General features: G+C 48.2%; 21 protein-coding genes. 20 read left to right on the top strand and 1 reads right to left on the bottom strand.

Annotated features, from left to right (window positions below; all coding sequences use genetic code 11):
- Nucleotides 1–7: 7 nt before the first annotated feature.
- From aroQ to MKZ32_RS00590, 18 genes are all read left to right on the top strand, one after another.
- Nucleotides 8–451 (top strand): type II 3-dehydroquinate dehydratase, encoded by a 444-nt coding sequence (gene aroQ / locus MKZ32_RS00505; protein ID WP_239795463.1) that lies wholly within the window; start codon nt 8–10, stop codon nt 449–451.
- A gap of 2 nt (nt 452–453) precedes the next feature.
- Nucleotides 454–897, top strand: coding sequence for an acetyl-CoA carboxylase biotin carboxyl carrier protein (gene accB, locus MKZ32_RS00510; RefSeq protein ID WP_239795464.1), 444 nt, complete (start codon nt 454–456; stop codon nt 895–897).
- A gap of 3 nt (nt 898–900) precedes the next feature.
- Nucleotides 901–2,256 (top strand): acetyl-CoA carboxylase biotin carboxylase subunit, encoded by a 1,356-nt coding sequence (gene accC, locus MKZ32_RS00515; RefSeq protein ID WP_239795465.1) that lies wholly within the window; start codon nt 901–903, stop codon nt 2,254–2,256.
- Between the two features lies 1 nt (nt 2,257).
- Nucleotides 2,258–3,148 (top strand): 50S ribosomal protein L11 methyltransferase, encoded by an 891-nt coding sequence (gene prmA / locus MKZ32_RS00520; RefSeq protein ID WP_239795466.1) that lies wholly within the window; start codon nt 2,258–2,260, stop codon nt 3,146–3,148.
- The gene (locus MKZ32_RS00525; protein WP_239795467.1) at nt 3,145–3,930 is read left to right on the top strand and encodes a zinc-ribbon and DUF3426 domain-containing protein; all 786 of its coding nucleotides are present in this window, start codon (nt 3,145–3,147) and stop codon (nt 3,928–3,930) included. Before prmA ends, MKZ32_RS00525 begins: the two co-directional genes overlap by 4 nt.
- 131 nt (nt 3,931–4,061) lie before the next feature.
- Complete coding sequence (gspE, locus tag MKZ32_RS00530) at nt 4,062–5,831, top strand: type II secretion system ATPase GspE (protein ID WP_239795468.1); 1,770 nt, start codon at nt 4,062–4,064, stop codon at nt 5,829–5,831.
- 8 nt (nt 5,832–5,839) lie between these two features.
- Nucleotides 5,840–7,054, top strand: a complete 1,215-nt coding sequence (locus MKZ32_RS00535; RefSeq protein ID WP_239798064.1) for a type II secretion system F family protein — start codon at nt 5,840–5,842, stop codon at nt 7,052–7,054.
- Between the two features lie 127 nt (nt 7,055–7,181).
- Entirely contained in the window at nt 7,182–7,622 is a 441-nt protein-coding gene (gene gspG, locus MKZ32_RS00540) for a type II secretion system major pseudopilin GspG (RefSeq protein WP_320412253.1), read from the top strand.
- The gene (locus MKZ32_RS00545) at nt 7,610–8,065 is read left to right on the top strand and encodes a GspH/FimT family pseudopilin (protein WP_239795469.1); all 456 of its coding nucleotides are present in this window, start codon (nt 7,610–7,612) and stop codon (nt 8,063–8,065) included. Before gspG ends, MKZ32_RS00545 begins: the two co-directional genes overlap by 13 nt.
- Before the next feature lie 128 nt (nt 8,066–8,193).
- Nucleotides 8,194–8,613 (top strand): prepilin-type N-terminal cleavage/methylation domain-containing protein, encoded by a 420-nt coding sequence (locus MKZ32_RS00550; protein WP_239795470.1) that lies wholly within the window; start codon nt 8,194–8,196, stop codon nt 8,611–8,613.
- Nucleotides 8,610–9,287, top strand: a complete 678-nt coding sequence (locus tag MKZ32_RS00555) for a prepilin-type N-terminal cleavage/methylation domain-containing protein (RefSeq protein ID WP_239795471.1) — start codon at nt 8,610–8,612, stop codon at nt 9,285–9,287. The genes MKZ32_RS00550 and MKZ32_RS00555 overlap by 4 nt, the downstream gene beginning before the upstream one ends.
- A gap of 5 nt (nt 9,288–9,292) precedes the next feature.
- Nucleotides 9,293–10,219, top strand: a complete 927-nt coding sequence (locus tag MKZ32_RS00560) for a type II secretion system minor pseudopilin (RefSeq protein ID WP_239795472.1) — start codon at nt 9,293–9,295, stop codon at nt 10,217–10,219.
- A 469-nt stretch (nt 10,220–10,688) separates the two neighbouring features.
- A complete protein-coding gene (locus MKZ32_RS00565; protein ID WP_239795473.1) occupies nt 10,689–12,068 on the top strand; it encodes a PilN domain-containing protein in 1,380 nt (459 codons plus the stop codon).
- Nucleotides 12,068–12,646, top strand: coding sequence for a type II secretion system protein GspM (gene gspM / locus MKZ32_RS00570; RefSeq protein WP_239795474.1), 579 nt, complete (start codon nt 12,068–12,070; stop codon nt 12,644–12,646). Before MKZ32_RS00565 ends, gspM begins: the two co-directional genes overlap by 1 nt.
- Entirely contained in the window at nt 12,643–13,389 is a 747-nt protein-coding gene (locus tag MKZ32_RS00575; protein WP_239795475.1) for a hypothetical protein, read from the top strand. The genes gspM and MKZ32_RS00575 overlap by 4 nt, the downstream gene beginning before the upstream one ends.
- A 52-nt stretch (nt 13,390–13,441) precedes the next feature.
- On the top strand, nt 13,442–15,676 hold the full coding sequence (gene gspD, locus MKZ32_RS00580) for a type II secretion system secretin GspD (protein WP_239795476.1): 2,235 nt from the start codon (nt 13,442–13,444) through the stop codon (nt 15,674–15,676).
- A gap of 441 nt (nt 15,677–16,117) precedes the next feature.
- Nucleotides 16,118–16,531 carry a hypothetical protein gene (locus MKZ32_RS00585; protein ID WP_239795477.1) on the top strand — a complete coding sequence of 138 codons (414 nt, stop codon included), beginning with the start codon at nt 16,118–16,120 and terminating at the stop codon, nt 16,529–16,531.
- A gap of 224 nt (nt 16,532–16,755) precedes the next feature.
- On the top strand, nt 16,756–18,246 hold the full coding sequence (locus tag MKZ32_RS00590) for a hypothetical protein (protein ID WP_239795478.1): 1,491 nt from the start codon (nt 16,756–16,758) through the stop codon (nt 18,244–18,246).
- Between the two features lie 627 nt (nt 18,247–18,873).
- Here the strand turns inward: MKZ32_RS00590 and MKZ32_RS00595 are convergent.
- Complete coding sequence (locus MKZ32_RS00595) at nt 18,874–19,113, bottom strand: hypothetical protein (RefSeq protein WP_239795479.1); 240 nt, start codon at nt 19,111–19,113, stop codon at nt 18,874–18,876.
- Nucleotides 19,114–19,499: 386 nt separating this feature from the next.
- Here MKZ32_RS00595 and MKZ32_RS00600 point away from each other — a divergent pair, with 386 nt between their 5' ends.
- Both MKZ32_RS00600 and MKZ32_RS00605 read left to right on the top strand, forming a co-directional pair.
- Complete coding sequence (locus MKZ32_RS00600; RefSeq protein WP_239795480.1) at nt 19,500–20,438, top strand: peptidylprolyl isomerase; 939 nt, start codon at nt 19,500–19,502, stop codon at nt 20,436–20,438.
- A gap of 3 nt (nt 20,439–20,441) precedes the next feature.
- Nucleotides 20,442–21,230, top strand: coding sequence for an ABC transporter permease (locus tag MKZ32_RS00605; RefSeq protein ID WP_239795481.1), 789 nt, complete (start codon nt 20,442–20,444; stop codon nt 21,228–21,230).
- The last annotated feature ends 110 nt before the right edge of the window (nt 21,231–21,340 follow it).

A 21,340-nucleotide genomic window follows, 5' to 3' on the forward strand; every position in this document is an offset into this window, starting at 1 on the left:
TGTGTTCATGAAAACCATTCTGGTTCTACATGGCCCCAATCTGAACTTGCTCGGCAGCCGCGAGCCAAGCGTGTATGGCCATACTACATTAGACGAAATTAACAACAAATTACAGCATTTAGCTCGCATGCAAGGCGCAAATCTATTGCATTTTCAGAGTAATTCTGAATCTGCTTTAGTGGATCGTATACATTTGGCGCGCCAAGATGGTACTGATTTTATTGTCATTAACCCTGCTGCGTTTACACATACTAGCGTGGCTTTACGCGATGCGCTGACTGCGGTGGCCATTCCATTTATTGAAGTCCATCTTTCCAATGTGTTTGCACGTGAACCATTTCGCAAAGAATCATATTTTTCTGATCTCGCTATTGGTGTTATCAGCGGTTTGGGTGCAACCGGTTATGAACTCGCAGTGCAATACGCGCTGCAATATTCTGTTAGGAGCTAATCATGGATTTACGTAAACTCAAGACCTTGATTGAACTGGTTGAAAGCTCTGGTATTGCAGAGCTGGAAATTAGTGAAGGCGAAGAACGCGTGCGCATTGTACGGTCATGTGCTGCGGTGCAGCATGTTTATGCAGCACCGCAGCACATGACCACGCTTGCCTCACAATTGGCCGATGCGCCGGTTGAGCCAGTCGAACCCGCAGCCCCAGATGGCCACGTAGTGAAATCGCCGATGGTTGGTAGTTTTTACCGCAGCCCCTCCCCTGGTGCCAAACCCTTTGTGGAGGTGGGCCAGAGCGTGAATGTGGGCGACACCCTCTGTATCATCGAAGCAATGAAGCTGCTCAATGAAATCGAAGCTGATCAAAGCGGTGTCATTAGTGCGGTTCTGGTCGAGAGTGGCCAGCCGGTGGAATATGGTCAACCTCTTTTTGTTATCGGTTAAATAATGTTTGAAAAAATTCTCATCGCAAATCGAGGCGAGATTGCCTTAAGAATTCAGCGCGCCTGTCGTGAAATGGGCATTAAATCCGTAGCAGTGCATTCCGAAGCTGACGCAGACGCCAAGTATGTCAAACTGGCCGATGAATCGGTGTGCATTGGCCCGGCTTCCTCGCTACATAGCTATCTGCACATTCCATCCATCATTAGCGCAGCGGAAGTTACAGATGCTCAGGCTATCCACCCGGGCTATGGGTTTTTGTCTGAGAATGCTGACTTCGCCGAACGTGTGGAAAAAAGTGGATTCGTATTCATTGGCCCACGGCCGGAGACCATTCGTTTAATGGGCGACAAAGTGTCCGCCAAAAACGCAATGAAAAAAGCGGGTATTCCTTGTGTGCCGGGCGTGGATGGCGCACTGCCGGACAATCCAGCCGAAATTACCAAGATCGCACGCAGTATCGGTTATCCGGTCATTATCAAGGCCGCTGGGGGCGGTGGCGGACGCGGCATGCGCGTAGTACATACCGAAGCCGCGTTGCTGAATGCTGTGGTCATGACGCGTAGTGAAGCGCAGGCGGCGTTTAATAATCCTGTGGTGTATATGGAAAAGTTTTTGCAGAATCCACGCCACATCGAATTCCAAGTTCTGGCTGATTCTTATGGCAATGCGGTATATTTAGGTGAGCGTGACTGCTCAATGCAACGCCGCCATCAGAAAATTCTTGAGGAAGCGCCAGCACCTCTGCTCAATACTCGTCTTCGTAATAAAATGGGTGAGCGTTGTGCAGCAGCTTGCCGCAAGATTGGCTATCGCGGTGCGGGGACTTTTGAGTTTCTGTATGAAAACGATGAATTTTTCTTCATTGAAATGAACACTCGCGTACAGGTAGAGCATCCGGTCACCGAAATGATTACGGGCATAGATATCGTGCAACAGCAGATTCGTATCGCTGCCGGCGAAAAACTCAGTTTCAAGCAAAATGATATTACGCTCAAAGGTCATGCCATTGAATGTCGCATCAATGCCGAACATCCCTACAAGTTCACGCCCTCAGCCGGCCGCATTACTACTTGGCATACTCCTGGTGGCCCTGGTATTCGCGTGGATTCGCATGTGTACGCCAATTACTTCGTGCCGCCTCACTACGACTCCATGATCGGCAAGATCATCGCATATGGGGACAATCGCCAACAGGCGATAGCACGCATGCGTACCGCCTTATCAGAAATGGCGGTAGAAGGTATAGAGACTAATATTCCTCTGCATCAGGAACTAATGTTAGATGCTGCTTTTTTACGAGGTGGCACCAGCATTCACTATTTGGAACACAAGCTAGCCGAACGCATCAAGGTAAAATAACATGGCTTGGCTTACGCTGACAATCACTGCATCTGCATCCGAGGCGGAGATGCTGAGTGAGGCTCTGTTGGCGCTCGGCGCACTATCTGTGGATATTCACGATGCAGATGCCGATACCCCAAATGAGCAAGCCATATTTGGTGAACCGGGCGAACCCGTCTCCCATCTTTGGTCATACAATCGCGTTACTGCTCTGTTTGTCGAAGATACGCCGATAGACGCAATCATGCTAGAAGCGGCACACGCCATCGGGCTGCAACAGCCGCCAAACTATGCCATCGCAACCTTGGCGGACAACGACTGGGTGCGCCTGACTCAATTGCAGTTTAACCCCATCCGTATTTCGCAGCGCCTATGGATCGTGCCTACCTGGCATACCCCATTTGACTCCAGTGCCATCAACATTACGCTCGACCCCGGCTTGGCTTTTGGTACCGGAAGCCACCCCACTACCCGTTTGTGTTTGCGCTGGTTGGACAGTCATTTGCAAGGAGGTGAATCCGTTCTGGATTATGGCTGCGGCTCGGGTATCCTGACCATCGCTGCGCTCAAATTAGGCGCTGCCAGCGCCACGGGCGTGGACGTGGATGCGCAAGCCGTGCAAGCCAGCCGCGACAATGCAATGGTTAATCAAGTTGACGCGCAGTTCTACTTGCCTAATGCTGCACTGAAACAACAAGTTGACATTGTAGTAGCCAATATTCTTACCAATCCTCTCAAAGTACTCGCGCCATTACTGGCAGGCTCATCGCGGCAAGGTGGTCAGATTGTATTATCCGGCGTACTCAGCGAACAGGCCGAGGACGTCATGAAAATCTATGATCAATGGTTTGACTTCAGACCACCGGTTGTGGAAGAAGGTTGGGCATGCTTATCTGGAGTGAAGCGATGAATGCAGTCACCCAATGCCCGGAGTGTAGTACCCGCTTTAAGGTCAGCCAAGCTCAGCTGGATATGCATCAGGGCATGGTGCGGTGCGGACGTTGCCAGGCAATATTCAACGCAATAAAACAATTGCATGATAATGAACTCAGCTCGCAACTTACTCTAACCCTGGATCTGGAGGAAATGCAGCAAGTGCCTGTCCAAAGTCCGGTAGAGCATATCCCCGCAACCCACGATAAATATGATTTCAGTCATCTCACTACGGACAGTAAAGAAGAAGCGCTGGAAATAAGTGCCTCAGTCATCAAAAAGAATATTCACTGGTCATGGGTGGTGGTCACATTGTTGTTAGTCATAGTGTTACTGGCACAGACTACGTATTTTTTTCGTGTCGAACTCGCTGCGTACTTGCCGGGCATCAAGCCAGTACTCACGTCCTATTGTAAGATGCTCAACTGCGATATCCCGCTACCGAAAAAAATTGACCTGCTGAGCATCGAATCTTCTGATCTGGAATCCGATCCGAAACAAGCGAGCGTCATCGCTCTCAATGCCATCTTGCGAAACCGTGCGCCTTACGCGCAAACCTATCCCAATCTGGAACTTACACTCACCAACTCGATGGATGAGGCACTGGCGCGTCGCATCTTCCCTCCAGTGGAATATCTCAAATCCGGCGAGGACGAAAAACAAGGGCTGCTACCCAACCATGAGATTGGCATCAAGCTGCATCTTGATACTGCCGACCTTAAACCAACTGGATATCGCTTGTTTTTGTTTTATCCCTAGTATCGTTCCATCATTAAATTTGACACGTACACGCCGGACGTTTTTGATTTCAAGTGGCATCCTCCTGAGTTTTTGCACTGGAGACTTGAAGCTGCCTGCACATGCTTCAGTTGTGGCTTGGTTAAAAGCGAATGGCAGCCCGCCTGCGCGAAAATCCGCATGTTCGTGATACTATTCCCGCACTTTTTCGCACAGAAAGCATCAAGTTGAGAAAACGTTTAGGAGAATGGTTAGTCGAGCAGGGGAAGCTGAATACGCTCGATTTGGAGCGTGCGCTAGATTTGCAGCAAGATGAAGTGGGCGAACACGAGCGTATTGGCGCACTGTTATTAAAGCTGGGGGTTGTTTCTGCCCGTGACGTGGCAGAGGCATTGGCGGCACAACTTGGGCTCGCACTAGTGGAACCGGCTGATTATCCTCAAGTGCCCTTGCTGGAAGAGCGCGTATCGGTGCGTTTCCTTAAAGAGTCTAAAGCGTTGCCGCTACATGAAGATGAACACGTGCTGGTGCTGGCGCTAGTGGATCCACTTGATCAATACGTCATCAATGCCTTTGGCTTGCTAACTCATCGCTCGGTTAGTGTGCGTGTGGCAGTGCAGCAGGATATGGAAAGCGCTTTCGAGCGTCTTTACGGTAGCGGCAAGACGTCGATGGGGGAAATTGTCGGCGACATCGAAACCCTCGAGGAAGAAGGTGCGAGCGACGATGTGCAGCATCTTAAGGATCTTGCCAGCGAGGCGCCGGTTATCCGTCTGGTTAATTTAATTATTGGCCATGCGCTGGAGGCGCGCGCATCCGATGTTCACATCGAGCCATTCGAAAATCGTCTGATCGTGCGTTACCGGGTAGACGGGGTGATGCACGAGGTAGAGTCGCCGCCGCGGCGCTTGTCCGCTGCCGTCATATCGCGGATTAAAATCATGGCAAGCATGGATATTGCGGAACGGCGTCTGCCACAGGATGGTCGTATCAAATTGCGAATTCAGAGCAAGGAAATTGATTTGCGTGTTTCCACTGTGCCTACCATGCATGGTGAGAGCGTGGTTATGCGGATTCTAGACAAGAGTGGTACTACCCTAAATTTTGCCGCGCTGGGGTTTGATGATGATGTGCTCAAAGTATTCATAGATGTATTGCAGCAACCCCATGGCATTATTCTGGCCACCGGCCCTACTGGTAGTGGCAAAACTACCACGCTCTACACCGCATTACAAACGTTGAACAAATCGGATGTGAAGATACTCACGGTGGAAGACCCGGTTGAATATCAGATGGAAGGCGTAAACCAGATTCAGGTCAAAGCACAGATCGGTCTTACCTTTGCCAACGCCCTGCGCTCTATTGTGCGCCAGGATCCAGACGTTATCATGATCGGCGAAATCCGCGATTTGGAAACGGCACAAATTGCCGTACAGGCCGCGCTTACTGGTCACTTGGTGCTGTCCACCCTGCACACTAACGATGCTGCCAGTACGATCAACCGTCTACTCGATATGGGCATGGACGATTACCTTCTGACATCCACTGTGATTGGCATTCTTGCGCAGCGCCTGGTGCGCACATTGTGCGAACAATGTCGTCAATTGCGAATTGTGCTGCCCGAAGTGGTCGATGAAATGGAGTTACATCGCTTTACCGAAGCGCGTCCGATTGAACTTTATCATGCGGTTGGCTGTCCACATTGTGGTCACACTGGCTATATTGGTCGCGTCAGTATTGTGGAAATACTTCCGATGAGTGATGGTATTCGCAGTTTAGTGATGCAGCACGCAACTGCGGGGGAAATACGCAAGCTGGCAATCGATCAAGGTATGAGAACCATGTTTGATAATGGTTTGCGCAAAGTGATGGCAGGAGTTACGACCATTGAGGAAGTATTGCGCGTGACGCGGGAGGCTTGATTTTGCCGGTGTTTCAATACAACGCAGTTAGTGCAGACGGCGAAGCGCTGGAAGGCGAGATGGAAGCCCGTACTAATGAAGCGGTCGTAGATCGTTTGCAGGCTATGGGCTATATTCCGATTCAAATTGAACTAGCGCAGCTGGAACGAACTGCCGGAAACACCTCATTCGGATGGCTACGCTCCAGTCGAGTGAGTCAGGCAGAAATTGGCGTATTCACGAGTGAAATTGCAACGTTATTACATGCAGGTTTGCCACTTGATCGCGCATTGGAAATTCTGGTCGAGCTATCGGAAAACGATAAAGTGCGTAACCTGCTGACGCAGGTACGCGACGATGTGCGTGGTGGTGCTTCGCTTTCCGCAGCGATGGAAGCGCAGAAAGGCGTGTTTTCCCGTTTCTACCTCAATATGGTGCGTGCTGGCGAGGCTGGGGGCGCACTTGGTCCGGTGCTGACGCGTATCACTGAATTCATGGAACGCGCCAAAGCACTCAAGCAAACTGTTACATCTGCATTAATCTATCCCGCCATCCTGATGTTAGTGGCGGCCAGTTCGGTGATGATGTTGTTGATATTCGTTGTGCCGCAGTTTTCCCTGATGTTTCAGCAATCCGGTAAAACCCTGCCGCTGCCAACGCAAATCGTCATTGCCGCTGGTGACTTTCTACGCCATGACTGGTGGATGTTGCTGATTGGTGCGCTAGCCATTTATGTGCTGCTGCGACAGCAAATGCAAAACCCTACCAGCCGCTACCGCTGGGACGGCATTTTTCTGCGCCTGCCGCTGGTAGGCGACCTGGTGGCCAAGATCGAGGTGGCCCGCTTTAGTCGCAGCCTAGGTACTTTGCTAGGCAACGGAGTGACTTTATTGAACGCGCTCTTTATTATCAAAGAAACCTTAAATAATAGCGTCATGGCTGAAGGACTCGATAGTGTGGCGAATCAGCTCAAGCAAGGGTTGGGGTTGGGCAAACCAATGATGGAAACGGGTTTGTTTCCCAAGCTTGCGGTTCATATGGTAGTCGTTGGGGAAGAAACGGGCCAGCTTGAAGAAATGCTGCTGCGCGTTGCAGATGTGTATGACAATGAGGTGCAAACAACGGTCAAGCGCATGTTAAGTCTAATGGAGCCGGTACTGATTTTGGGGCTGGGGCTGTTGATTGGCGGTATCATTATGTCAATTCTGCTTGCCATCCTCAGTGTCAACGACTTGGCGATGTAATCAGAGATTGAGAGCCCGACTACATGGCGTGCTTAGCATTGTCGTAGCCCATCATAAGCAATGATGTGGTCAGGAAGCATGGGAAACATAGGAAAATAGAAATGGTACATTTTTGGAGAGAGATATTATGAACAGGATGAATCGGGTACGCCGGGAAACAGGATTTACCTTGCTCGAGTTGCTGGTAGTGCTGGTAATTCTAGGCCTGCTGGCTGGCTTGGTGGGACCAAAAGTAATGGATTATCTTGGTACATCGAAAAGCAAAACGGGTAAGCTGCAAATCGAGCAGCTTGGACAGAGTCTGGAATTGTTCAAGCTGGAAGTAGGACGCTATCCCACTTCACAGGAAAGTTTGTCGGCATTGATCGAGTCACCCACTGGTGCGACCGGTTGGAACGGACCTTATATTAAGGGATCGAAAATGGTGCCAAAAGATCCGTGGGGCAACGATTACCATTACGCTTCGCCGGGACAGCACAACAAAGATTTTGATATCAGTTCACTTGGCCTTGATAATCGTGAAGGTGGCGAAGGCGAAAACAAGGATATCAATAATTGGGGCGAATAAAATCGCGTGCCAGCGCCGGTTTTACCCTGCTTGAATTACTGGTGGTGCTGATGCTAATGGCGATGGTATATGCCTTGGCGGTACCGATGATCTCTGCCGGCCTGCCCGGCACCGAACTAAAGGGCGCGGCGCGTCAGCTGGCGGCTGGCTTACGTCAAGCGCGCAACCAAGCAGTCACGCGAAAAGAAGAATCGACATTGACACTGGATGTTGAAAAGCGAAATTTCAAAGTGAGTGGCGACCAGCGCCGCTATGCCTTGCCTACAAAGTTGGAGATCAGCCTGTTTACAGCGCAGTCCGAACTACTGCCCGACAAAGTCGGTGCGATTCGCTTTTACCCGGATGGAAGCTCCACCGGCGGTCGTATCACGGTAACATCGGGTGTCCGCAAATACGATATTAATATCGATTGGCTGACCGGCCAAGTCACCATTCTCAATTAAGAGCTGTATGTGAACCTGGACGATTTGGAAATTTTGGCTGTATCTAATGTAAGCGGTCGTTGATATGACATTGCATCATTATAAGACCGCGAAAATATCCAGGTTATTTGCTGACAATCCCCTTCGGCATGTATAAATTCAGTCGTGGTTTTTCTTTGCTTGAAGTGCTGGTGGCATTTGTAATTCTGGCACTGATATTGGGCGTATTGATGCAGATTTTTTCTGGCGGCTTGCGTAATGCCAGTCGTGTTGACGAATATCAGCAGGCAATGTTGCTGGGTCAAAGCAAGTTAGCATCGATTGGCATCGAGACACCATTGAAAGTAAGTGAGAGCAATGGCGAGTTTGATGCCTTTTACCGTTGGCATGTCAGTATTCGACCCTATCCCGTGGCTCCAACACAGACGAGCGACCAGACTGGATTGCCAGTGCCGATTTTGCCTGTGTCACTGCTGGAAGTGGAAATCCAGGTGCTATGGGGCGGCAGCGACCAGCCGCGTTCGGCCAGCCTTAAAACGCTGCGACTGGTGAATGGAGTTGCGTTGTGAACCAGGACAAACACAGAATTACCGGCTTCACCTTGCTGGAACTTCTAATCGCCATGTCTTTGCTCGGTTTTATCCTGGCCTTGCTGTTTGGTGGCATGCGTCTAGGCGCACGCAGCTGGGATGCCGGCGAGATACGTGCTGAAAATTCGACACATTTGGCTTTGCTGCAAGGATTTTTGCGGCGTGAATTAAGTCAGGTAACTCCATTTCACTGGAAGAAAAAAGCAGATATGAATCTGGCGTTCATCGGTCAGCCAGACAATGTCAAGCTGGTGGCTCCGATTGCCGTGCGATTGGGTACCGGTGGTTTGTTTCTGATCAGCCTGGAGTTGGTGCAGGAAAATGATGTTGGCCAACTGGTAATGAGGCGTGCTATTCCAGAGGCAGACAGTATTGATTTTACCGCATTGGAAAATGCCGAAAAAATCGTGCTGGCGGACCATGTGGCGGAATTAAGCTTTGCCTATTTTGGTGCTGAAACCAAAGATGCCGAACCACAATGGCGGGACCAGTGGGGAAATCGGGATACTCAACAGCGGTTACCCTACCTGATTCGTGTTCGGGTCAAGTTCAGTAATGGCCGTGTTTGGCCGGATTTAGTGGTCGCACCGTTGATCGGTTCTGATACTGGCTGTATGTGGGACAGCTCTACCAATCGATGCGTGAGTGAATGAAGGCCGTGATCAACAAAAAACATCAACATGGTATTGCATTGGTGCTGGTATTGTGGGCAACCACACTGTTGACGGTAATTGCTGCCAGTTTCGCTTTCAGTATGCGTACTGATACGCTGCTAGCCCAGAATTTAGCAGCTGCAGCACGCGCCCAGGCGGTGGCTGATGGTGGCATGCAGCGTGCGTTCTACGAAATGTTCAAACCGGCCAGCGATCTGCAGCGATGGAAGGGCGATGGCGTGCCACATCAGTGGGAATTCGGGGGTGCCAAGCTTAACATCACGCTCCTGGATGTGTCCGGTAAAATTGACATTAACAGTGCATCGGACGATTTGCTGAAAGGCTTGTTAAAAAGTGTCGGCCTTAACGATGAAGAAAGTAATGTCCTGCTGGATGCTATTGTGGATTGGCGCGACGGTGATGATTTGCCGCGTCCTAAAGGTGCCGAGGTTGCGGAATACAAAGCTGCCGGGTTGAAATACCGCCCGGCTAATGCACCGTTTGAAACGGTTAATGAATTGCAGCGGGTATTGGGCATGACACCCGAGTTATACGCAAATCTGGCAGATGCACTGACTGTAGATTCACATCAGGCGGGGATAAATGCAGCCATTGCGCCAAGAAAAGTTTTGCTTGCACTACCCGGTGCTAATGTAGCGCTGGTTGACGCTTATCTTTTAGCACGTCAGGAGGCCTTGCTCAAAAATTTACCGCCACCGCCGTTTGCGCCGGCTGCCGCTGCTGTAGCGGGTGATGACGGTTCCGTGTATAGTGTTCGTGCCGAAGCGGCATTACCAGATGGTACAGTGTTCATACGTGAAACTGTGGTAAAAGTTGATCAAGGCACCGTTCGTAAGTTCGTTTTTTTTTCCTGGAAGGAAGGGGAAGCGACTCCAAAGCCAATCGTTGAAGAACAAGCAGCTATTAACTAATAGATTGTGTGTGATTAATCCACTTTCCATTTGCGCGGAGCGATGAGTAAGAGAGCTGATCGCGCAATTTCCATCAAAATTAATGATTGCCTAAACATTCCAATATGGAATGTTGTATATCCATTATCAACGTATGCTTTCTGAGGGTATTTGAAGTTCAGGCGAAAAACTCAAATGACAGTGCCTTGATGGATACATTATTCTAAATTCTAATTTTTTATAATTAAGTATAAAGCTTTGATTGAACTTAACGATAATTAGCTAACTCCAACCAATCTTTGGGTGCGTCGTTGCGTATCCATGTACTTAGTAACTGCACCTTAGAATAACCCGATGCTGATAAAGACAGAGCGAATTATAGTAACAATTGATTATCATGCGCTTCTTCTGTCATTAAGGCAGAACACATTACTCTTAAGCCTCTCTTTGCCAGGATGAGAGGAACGCTACATGCGCACTGCAGTTTTACATGACAAATAAAATTCAAACTGCGCGCCAGTCGCGCTTTACTTTTGACAAAAATTCTCCACTTGGGCACTTTTGGCGTTGGTGGTCGGGTGAACTCATTGCGCTCGTGCCGCAATGGTTGCGGCAATCCAGTGCAAACGCCGCTAATGGACTGCTGATAGAAGTTACTCCTCAAGCCGTTATATTGCGGCGCTGGCTGAAAGACAGCTTGACCGTGCAAGGTCGAGTCGATAGGCAATCTGGCGAGCATGATACCCAAAGCATTGCCTTTCAGGCACTTTTTAGCAAGCTACATAAACGCGATGAGCAGGTTGCGTTGTGTCTCACTGATACTCAATGCCTAGTCAAACAGGTCGAACTGCCTCTGGCGGCAGCTAAGAATCTGCGCCAAGTGCTAGGTTTTGAGATGGATCGCCATACCCCATTCAAAGCTGAGCAAGTTTATTTTGATTTCCGTGTGTTGCGTGTGGAAAACCAAAAAAACCAGCTTGTCGTGAAGCTGGTGGTTGTACCACGCTCAGCGGTGGATGGCGCGCTTGACCTGCTGGAGCGTTGGGGTGCGCCGGTCAATGCCGTGTATGTTGCTGGCATTGCTGTGCCGGACGGAGATGCCATCAACCTGATGCCCACTGAGCGTAGCACTACCCAACCTTCCAAGTTGCGTGGAGCCAATGCTGGGCTATTGCTGCTAACGTTGATACTGGCAATGATCGCCATAACCATCCCAATCTGGCAGAAGCGACAAGCCGTGATTGCGCTGCTGCCGATAGTTGACCGCGCCAAGCAGCAAGCGAGAGAAACCGACGCGTTGCGGCGTGAACAAGAGAGGCTAGCCGCAGAATTCAATTTCATGCTAGATAAAAAGCAGGCAGCCCCGCCACTAGTAATCTTGATGGACGAATTGTCTCGCCTGTTGCCGGACGATACCTGGGTACAACAATTCAATCTCAAAGGTAAGGAACTGCAAATCCAGGGGGAAACCGGCTCCTCGTCGAAATTGATCGCCTTGATTGAGAGCACCAGGATTTTGCATGACGCCAACTTTCGCTCGCCGCTAACCAAAGGAAATATGCCAAACAGTGAGCGTTACCATCTGGCGGCAGAAATTAAGGCAGTGGCGACTGCCGAAGTCATTATGCCCGCGCCCAAACAGTCTGCATTACAACCACCATCGCCCGCTATCGAGCCTGAATCAGGCAAATTCGATAACGGCGCTAGTAAGTCAGAACAATCTATATCTGAATCCAGCAAGCTTGAAGCGGAGAAATTTAATTCGCCATTGCCGCTACGAGTCCCAGCCCTTAAGCCAGCGCCGCCAGCTTCGAATACGCCAGTTAAACAGGCAATAAAAGCGGCGCCATATTCAAAGGCTCAACCCTGATGCGTGCCCTCACTAAAAATCAAAGTCGTGGCTTGGCCATTGGGTTGTTAATATTGTTCCTGACGATTGGTGTGTTGCTGCTGTTCATCCCGATTAACATGTTGCATCGCCATTACGATCAGTCGCTGGATAGTCTGGCCGATTACATGGGACGTTACCGGCACGTTGTAGCGACCCATGCCGAAGTTCAGTCGGCACTCGATCAGGTGAAGCAAAAAAATGGTCGCCAACATTTCCTCAGAAATACCGGCGTCGCATTGGCCGCCTCGGAAATTCAGGAAACCGTAAAAAACCTGATCGAGACCAATGGGGGCAAACTGGTCAGCATGCAGGTGGTGCCATTCAAGGATGACGGCGGTTATCGCCGTGTTACGGTCAACATCCAATTTACCAGCAACCTGCCCACGCTGAGAAAAATTCTTTATGCAGTAGAAACAGTTCAGCCCTATTTGCTGCTTGACAATGTCAGCATACGCTCGCAGGCCAATGCTTTGAATAAGGGCGCACCCGTGACAGAGCCGGAACTAATAACGCAGTTTGATGCATCTGGCTATACGTTGGTAGCAGATAGAAAATGAAATTGCCCTTCGAACCTCGCCATTTCACAACCCTATTATTGTTGGCGTTGATCTTATTTCTGACAGGGACGATTGGCACCGAACTTGGTTGGGGTAAGCGCGTCAACCTGCCCGTGCCGCCGCCAAAGCCGCAAAAAATCAGGCCGGCAGTGCTGCCATTACAGTCGGAGTTCGCTTTGCGGTCACTGGACAAATCCTATACGGAGATATTGGCACGGCCACTGTTTGTTTCAAGCCGCCGCCCACTGCCGCCCAAGTTCGTGCCTGGTCAGCGTTCGGCATCGTCTGCGTCTACTCGCCGCTCACTGTCTCTGTCGCCGCCGCCATCCCTGCCGCTTGTGCCTGTTGTGATAGAGCCTCCCAAACCAACCATGCGCAAAGGGCAGTTTATCTTGGACGGCATCATTATTACCAAGGACAAAAACATTGCGTTGTTACGAGAAGTCGCTTCTCGCAAGATGGTGCGTGTCGAGCTGGGCCAAGAAATCAACGGCATGCAAGTTGAAAAATTGGAGCGTGATAAAATCACCTTCAAACAGGGTGATGAGCACGAGGAAATAATATTGAAAATTAAGACAGTGCCGGGGCCGCCAGGAAAGTCTGGAAGTCCGCATCCGGCGCAACTTGCCGCACCCGCTGTGCCACTGCCTGGAGCGCCAGTTGCAGCTCCGGAGCAGAACGTAGGTGATCCACGGTCTGTTTTTGAACGCCGCCGTGCATTGCGACAACAACCGCCGGAATAACAAACAAATTTTATTGAGAAATCAATATGCTATTACAAAGAAAGAGAACGGCATGAATAAAACTTACCTGCGTTGGATACTGGTTATGATTACGCTCCCTGTTTTGGGAGGGTGTGCTACTTTTTTCAAGACGTTCGAAATGAAAAAAAGCGATGAAAAGAAAAACGAAGGGATCGTGAAGCCATTCTTTGTTACGCAGAATATTAGCGATGCGGGGACCAAGAACAAAAAAGAGGAGAAACTTGTCGTTGTCGATGGCTCGGAGAAGGTCAAGTTGTATCCCGGTACTGGCGTATTTGTCAATGCGCCGGTGCCGCCAGTTGCAAGCGTGGCCAAACCAGCTGCAGGAGACGAAATGATGCTCAATTTCGAGGGTGCTGACTTACGCGAGGTTGTCAAAGCAATTGTCGGCGATATATTCAATGAAACTTACATCATTGATCCCAAGGTGCAAGGAGTAATCAATTTACATACCAGTAGCCCCCTTCAGCGAAAGGATTTACTGCCAACACTGGAAACGCTGTTGCGCATGAATGGGGCAGCGATCATCAGGGAAGAAGGGATTTACAAAGTGGTGCCAGCTGCTACTGCCACGCGCGGTTCAATCACCCCGCAATTAGGAGACGACAAGGTGATATTGCAAGGTGGCCGCGGTTACAGTGTTCAGATCGCGCCGTTGAAATTTATCGCCGCCAAGGAAATGGTAAAGATTCTTGAGCCATTTGTTACTGAAGCGAATGCTGTGCGTATTGATGAAGCCCGCAACCTGATTATTCTTTCCGGTACCGAACGCGAATTAAAACATTTACAGGATACCATCGCCATGTTCGATGTGGATTGGCTGTCTGGTATGTCAGTCGCCTTGTTCACATTGCAAAGTGTTGATGTGAAGACTGCCGTAGCTGATCTCAATAAGATTTTTGGCGCTCAGGCGCTAAGCCCGTTGGCCGGCGTTGTGAAACTGGTACCCATCGAGCGCCTTAATGCTATTCTGGTTATCACCCAGCAACCCAAATATCTGGAGCAGGCCAAAATTTGGATTGAACGTTTGGATCACACGGGCGGGGTCGGTGGCGGTATGCGCTTGTTCGTTTATCCGGTACAGAATGGAATGGCTGAGAAACTGGCGGCATTGCTCAACAATGTTTTCAGCAAATCAACAGCCTCAACTTCGCTCCCACCTGCACTTGCCCCTGGCTTGGCTCCGGCAGAGGTAAAGTCGACAGAAACTCCCGCGGATGCAACTCCGGAACAGCAAGCGGCGGCTGGCGATAGTGTCGCGGTTAAGGGGGACGTTCGCGTGCTCGCCGACAAGGACAATAATGCCCTGTTGATTCTGGCCTCGCCAGCCAATTACGAAAAAATAGAAACCGCCATTCGCAAGCTTGATGTGCCACCGCGACAAGTTTTAATTGATGTCACCATCGCCGAGGTAACGCTAACAGGTGATTTGAAATTTGGCCTGGAATGGGCCTTTAATAATGGAAGGCACGGCAGCGGCAAGCTCGATACTGGCGGCCCCGGGATTAGTGCGTTGGCTCCTGGTTTTTCCTATATATTGAGTAATTCAAACGTGGCAGGAGGGGTGGCCTCTGCGCTCAATTTGTTGGCAACTGATTCGCGCGTCAAGGTGATTTCCTCGCCGCATATAATGGTTACCGACAATCAGACCGCCAAGATCCAGGTTGGAGATCGGGTGCCAATTACCAGCCAAACCCAATCTGTTTTAGGCTCTGCCACAGGGCTTATTGCCTCAATTCAATATATTGATACCGGAATTTTGTTAACGGTTACGCCACGTATCAATGCCGGTGGCCAAGTTACGATGGAAATTAATCAAGAGGTTAGTGCGGCCTCAATAACCACAACATCTTCAATTAATTCACCTACCATCAGCAAACGCGCGGTAAAAACCACGGTGGTGGTTAAATCCGGCGAAACGATGGTATTGGGCGGATTAATTACGGATAACAAAACCGTAGCAAGTAGCGGATTGCCATATCTATCGAAAATTCCATTTATCGGTGGATTGTTTGGTGCTCAGACTTTTAATAATACCCGCACCGAACTGGTCCTTCTGATTACACCGCGTTTGGTGGCTAATAATCAGCAGGCGCGTGATGTTAGCGAAGAATTCCGAAAAAAACTTAGCGGATTAGGGGATCTTTTGGAAAATGTCGGAAAATCTAGTGACGTGCCAAAGAAGCCTGCCGGATTGAATGAGCTTCTGGAAAAAGTTGGGAAGCCTGGCGACATACCCAAACAAATGGATAAGCAAGTTAAATAAATTTATTTTCTCAGGTAGCTTCCTGTTTGCATTAAAAAACTTTGGCGTGCCCTAAAGTATTTCTACGCCTTGTCGTAAAGCGATAGGTATGATGAACAACAAGTAATGGCCGGGAAAATCCATTTATCCTTCGATAAGCTCAGGATGAATGGAGTGCAGGACGAACGGATTTATTTGTTAGCGAGCGATTGAAAATTGATTACACACTTTATCTCACATAGAATACTAATTATTGTTGGATACTGGAGCCATATACAATTCAGTAGTAACAAATATAAAGGAGCTAATTCTATTTATCAACCTCCACTTGTTGTAAAAAAGAGACATCCTGATAAAAGAATTTAGATTGTTCTTGACAGCATATTAACGCAAAGGTGACTATAGTCAAAATAAAAAACTATAGATATTTTGGGTGAGCTTTTGAAAAAACGGATGTGCGGAATGGTTTGTGAATTGCAGAGGGGGGCGGCAGCGCTTATCTTGAGTATGGGAATGATGGGTTGTGCGGGATCGGGTGGTGGCTTAGCTCAGTCCGTACAGGTAGAGCCGCAAAAGATGGTTGCCGATCTGGCTGCTGCTCGCTGGGAAGCATTAATAAAAGGGGACTTTGCCAAGGCATATAATTACCTAAGTCCGGGCTCGCGTGAAGTTATGTCGCTCGATGTATATAAAGCTAAAATTCGCGGTGGCAATTGGAAAAAAGCAAATGTAGATTCTGTTTCTTGCGAGCAAGACCAGTGCAAGGTGTTAATGGCAATTGAGTATAGCTACCGTGATATTAAATCACTTGAGACCCGTCTGGACGAGAAGTGGATGCGTCAAGACGGAAAATGGTGGTACGTCCAGCGTAGATAATTTGTAGTTATGGAGTTAATTGTAGTTATGGATTTAAATAGGAGGATTATGTGTATAAAAAATCACTTGTAAAATGAAACAACTATGATATACAATAACATCGCAGTAATTTCTAAAGTCGACTGTAGTAATTATTGGAGTAATACTTTATAAAAGTAATAAAAATCTTTTCTTGAAGTCAAGCTTCAAACATTTCGTAACAAAATATAAGGAGTCTAGCGATAATGCAAAAATTTAAAAGAAAATCACTGTATCTTGCTTTGGTAGCAGCGGTAAGCTCGGTTGGTATTGCGAATACAGCAAGCTCTGCAGTACATGTAAATTCAAATGGCTTGGGTCAGGTTTTGATTTACCCTTACTATACCTCACGCGCTGGAATGGACACTTATTTGTCCGTAGTGAATACTACAAGCTCTGCCAAGGCCGTAAAAGTTCGTTTTACCGAGGGTAGGAACAGCCGCGAAGTACTTGACTTTAACCTCTATCTGTCAAAGAACGACATGTGGACCGGCGCAGTTGTGAATACGGCTAACGGTGCAAAGCTTGTAACTGCCGATAAATCTTGCACTGCCCCAGCGATTCCTGCTGGCGGCAAAGAATTCGTGAATTTTGCATATTCAGGTGCAAATCTTGAAGGTATTGTGGGAAGTGGAGGGGATGGTGAAACCACTTCGCTGGATCGTACACGTGAAGGCTATTTCGAAATTATTGAAATGGGCACTATTACAAACACAGCGATCGAAGCGGCGGTAACACACGTAAGTGGCGTGCCTGCAAATTGCGCAGTAGTTCAGACCGCAACCATGGATATGGGAGTGAGCAGTACAGTTATTGTAGGTGGGCAATCGGCTAGAGCCAATCCGTCAACCGGTGGCTTGGCAGGAACAGCCTCCTTGGTGAACGTTGCAGGCGGAACCGATTTTGGCTATGACCCTGTTGCTTTGGATGCTTTCGCTCCAACTAATGTGCAAAATATATGGAATCCACCGGGCAGCATTTTACCGGATATGAGATTTGCAGATCACACTGGTGTTGTATTCAATGGCGGGAACACTGTAACAAGCTCTTGGAGTAGTGGTGAGGATACTGTGAGCTCGTTGCTGATGCACAACAATATCATCAACGAGTATGTTCTGGATGCGGCTACTCTGTCTGGCACCGACTGGGTAATTACAATGCCGACTAAACGGTACTATGTTCCTGTCCATAACCCGGCATTGTCAACAGATGCAACTCAACTTTTCAGCCCATTTACCCATAAGTTCTGGCTTGGTGGTGCGTGCGAGCCTGTTTCCATTAGCTACTGGAACCGCGAAGAAGGCAATGTCCTTATTCAAGACTTCTCTCCACCACAAGCAATCGGCGGAACATCGCTATGCTGGGAAAGTACTGTTATGACATTCAACAATAGCGCCGTGTTGGCATCCGCCAACGGAGTTAATGTTCCAGTTAACTTCGACAATGGCTGGTTGAGGATGTCTTTCTCCGCTACCAACGTGTTGGTCTTCAATGGACAAGACGATGCGAATGGCGATCATCATAACGATGCGTCGCATTCGATGACGAGTTTAGACGACGATACTTATTTCGGATTGCCTACCGTTGGTTTCATGGTGCAAGATTTTATTAACCAAAATGCGGCGCCTGGAATTTTGGCAACATATGGCGGCAATTTTAACCACAAATATACGGTTTCTATATCTGAGGCTAATTAGTATTTGGTGTGATTCAATGCGCTGCAAGTGGGCGTGTTAATTAAGATGAGAGCACGGAAGAAATTCCGTGCTCTTGTTTTTTGGTCGGGCCGTACCACATAAGATTCTTTGTTTATTCAGACAATTTACAGATTATCAATGTAAATATTGTGTACAATTGCCATCTGTCCCCCGATTATGACCATTTGGCGTAATAGACTCGTTATTATTATCCGAGTGTTATATAGTCCAAATGTAGTCAGATTTTTTGTTTTGAGATGGGTGCTTCTCTAGAACTAGAAAAGGTCACTAATTAATACCTAAAAATAATATTAATAGCCTGAACAGTACCAGGAGCTTTAAATGAGTAAAACGGAACAGCTACGATATTACTGAACAAATAAATTGAACATATGTATGATTGTTTTAAACGAATCTTTTGTTGTCATGTGCTGAAAATGTTTCCACTTTATGGAATACAGCGCCCTCACGAAAGAATAACTAATTCCATTATATGGAGGGTAGTATGAACACGAAATTAATTAATACAAGAAGTGTAGTAATGGGTTTGGCTTTGCTGACGTTCAACGTAGGGTCAGTTTGGGCAAGCTCGATAACCTTAAATGGGGTAGCGGGGAATTCATGTGATTATTCTATCGTTTCCGTCGATTCCAGTGGCAATCTGACGGCTACGTGTGTTGTAACATCACCCACATTAACGCCAACGTGCAGTCTGGTTGCGTCGCCATCTACAATTAGTGCAGGTTCAGGATCAATATCTACGTTGACTGCAAGTTGTAGCCCCGCCGCCACTTCGTATGCATGGACTGGAGTCGGTACAACTAACTTTACATCTGGCGGCACCGTTACACCAACAGCAACCACCACCTATACGGTGAGAGGTGCTAATGGAGATGGATCGGGAAATACTGCTTCAGCGACTGTGACAGTCACGACAACGCCACCGCCGTCGACAGGTGGTGGCGGGCAAGCTCCAACGTCATCTTCACCTCTTGCAGAAATTAAACGATGGAACTATGCTTTTGAAACTGTTAACAAATATCCTTTCCATGATTCGAAACAATCACCAGTGGCGTATATGGCGTACAATAAACTGATACAGTCAAATAAACCTACAATAATTTTCTTGCCGACTTCTTGGTAAAATTCAGCCTGGCCTGAAAGAGTTTTCGTGCATCCCCTCCCCCATCAGTGAAGATGGGGGAGTTTTTTATTTGCAATTATTTATAGAGGTTGTAAGGATAATGAGATATATGTATTTAAAACATTATGCGGCGCTAGTTGTGATGGTTTGCTGCACTGCCCCAGCATTAAGCGAGGAGCAGCAGGTATTAGTCGAGTCCAAACAGGCCCAAGTTACTAGCTTGGACTTTGAAGCAGAACTCATGCGTATTCCGATCGAACATCGCGCGGAAGTGCTGGCGAGCAAGACCCGTATTGCTAAACTACTGGAAAATCTGCTAATTAACAAGACGCTAGCCGTACAAGCGCGGAGCGCCGGTATTGATCGAGAGCCCTTGATCAGCAAGCAAATAGAGCTAGCATCTGACAAGCTTCTGGCGCAGGAGCATATCGCTCGGGCCACCAAGGCGGTTACGATACCAAACTTTGACGCGCGTGCTCGCGAGCTTTACCAGGTAGATATTGAAAAATATACTTTGCCAGCGAAAGTACATGCCTCACATATTCTTGTAGACACCAAAGCTAGAACACCGGAAGAGGCGTTGCAACGCATTCGACAAGTCCGTGAACAGGCACTTGACGGCAAAAAATTTGAAGAGTTAGCCTTGGAGTACTCAGATGATCCAAGTGCTAAAGGGAACAAGGGCGACCTTGGTTTTTTTGAAGAGGGGAAAATGGTTAAGCCATTCTCAGACGCGGCTTTTGCTATTAACTCCCCGGGCGATATCAGTGAACCGATAAAGACAATTTTTGGCTATCACATTATCCAGCTTCATGAAAAACAACAAAAACAGGTGCGTTCATTTGAACTGGTAAAGGAAAAAATAATACAGGGGGAGCGCGAGAAATATCTTAACGAATTCCGCTCAACTCTTTTTGGAGGCATACTCACTGACCCATCGCTGAAATTAAATGAAGAGGCCGTCAATCGCTTTTGGACAAACCTTGATTCGAAATCTAGCGATGTTAAACCATTAGAAATAAACAAGCCTGAGGCCGTAAAGCATTAACCCATGCAGATCAGAAATCTGTGGCCATATCGCTGGCTACTGCTTAATTTCTTATCACGAGAGATTAAAAGCCGATATGTAGGCAGCGTCAGCGGAATTTTCTGGGCACTACTACACCCGTTGGCGCTGCTGGCGGTGTATGCGGTGGTGTTCACGGCTATTTTCAAGGTGAAATTTCCTGAGCTGGAAGGCCACAGCTTTATCCTGTTTGTTGCGGTAGCGCTGTGGCCGTGGTTATGCTTTCAGGAAGGTACGCAGCGTGGTGCGCTGGCAGTACAAAATGGTGGAGGCCTTATCAAGAAGGTCGCTTTCCCGCACGAGCTGCTGGTGTACGGTGCTGTTATTTCCACTTATGCTGTCCATGTGGTCGGTTTTTTATTGGTGATTGCGGTGCTTGCGCTCACCGGCAATGATCTGTACTTCTCATCTCTGCCATTGGTATTGTTGCTATTTTGTATGCAGCTACTATGTACCAGTGGCCTAGCGCTGATTCTTGCTGCCTTGCAAGTGCTGCTTAAGGATGTTGAGCACTTTCTTACGCCGCTGTTCATGATCTGGTTCTACGCTACCCCCGTTCTATATCCGGCAAGTTTGGTGCCGCAGCAGATACAACAGATCATTGCATTGAATCCACTATCTTTTTTTATTACCAGAATTCGTGAGCTATTGATGACTGGCAATAGTCAGATTGGCTGGAAGGATGCGGTAATGCTGGCTGGTAGTGCGTTGATTTTTTTGGCCGGGCGCTGGTTCTTTAATCGCTTGTCACCCTATTTTGAGGATTTCATTTAGTCCCTATATTTAAAATTGATCACAATTTGTACGCTATCAATCAGTGATATTTTCTGAAAGACAGTTGGTTCTTGCATTACGGGAAACTAGTTTCATTGAATAGTTAAGAT

Source organism: Candidatus Nitrotoga arctica, assembly GCF_918378365.1.
In the GTDB taxonomy this organism is placed as follows: domain Bacteria; phylum Pseudomonadota; class Gammaproteobacteria; order Burkholderiales; family Gallionellaceae; genus Nitrotoga; species Nitrotoga arctica.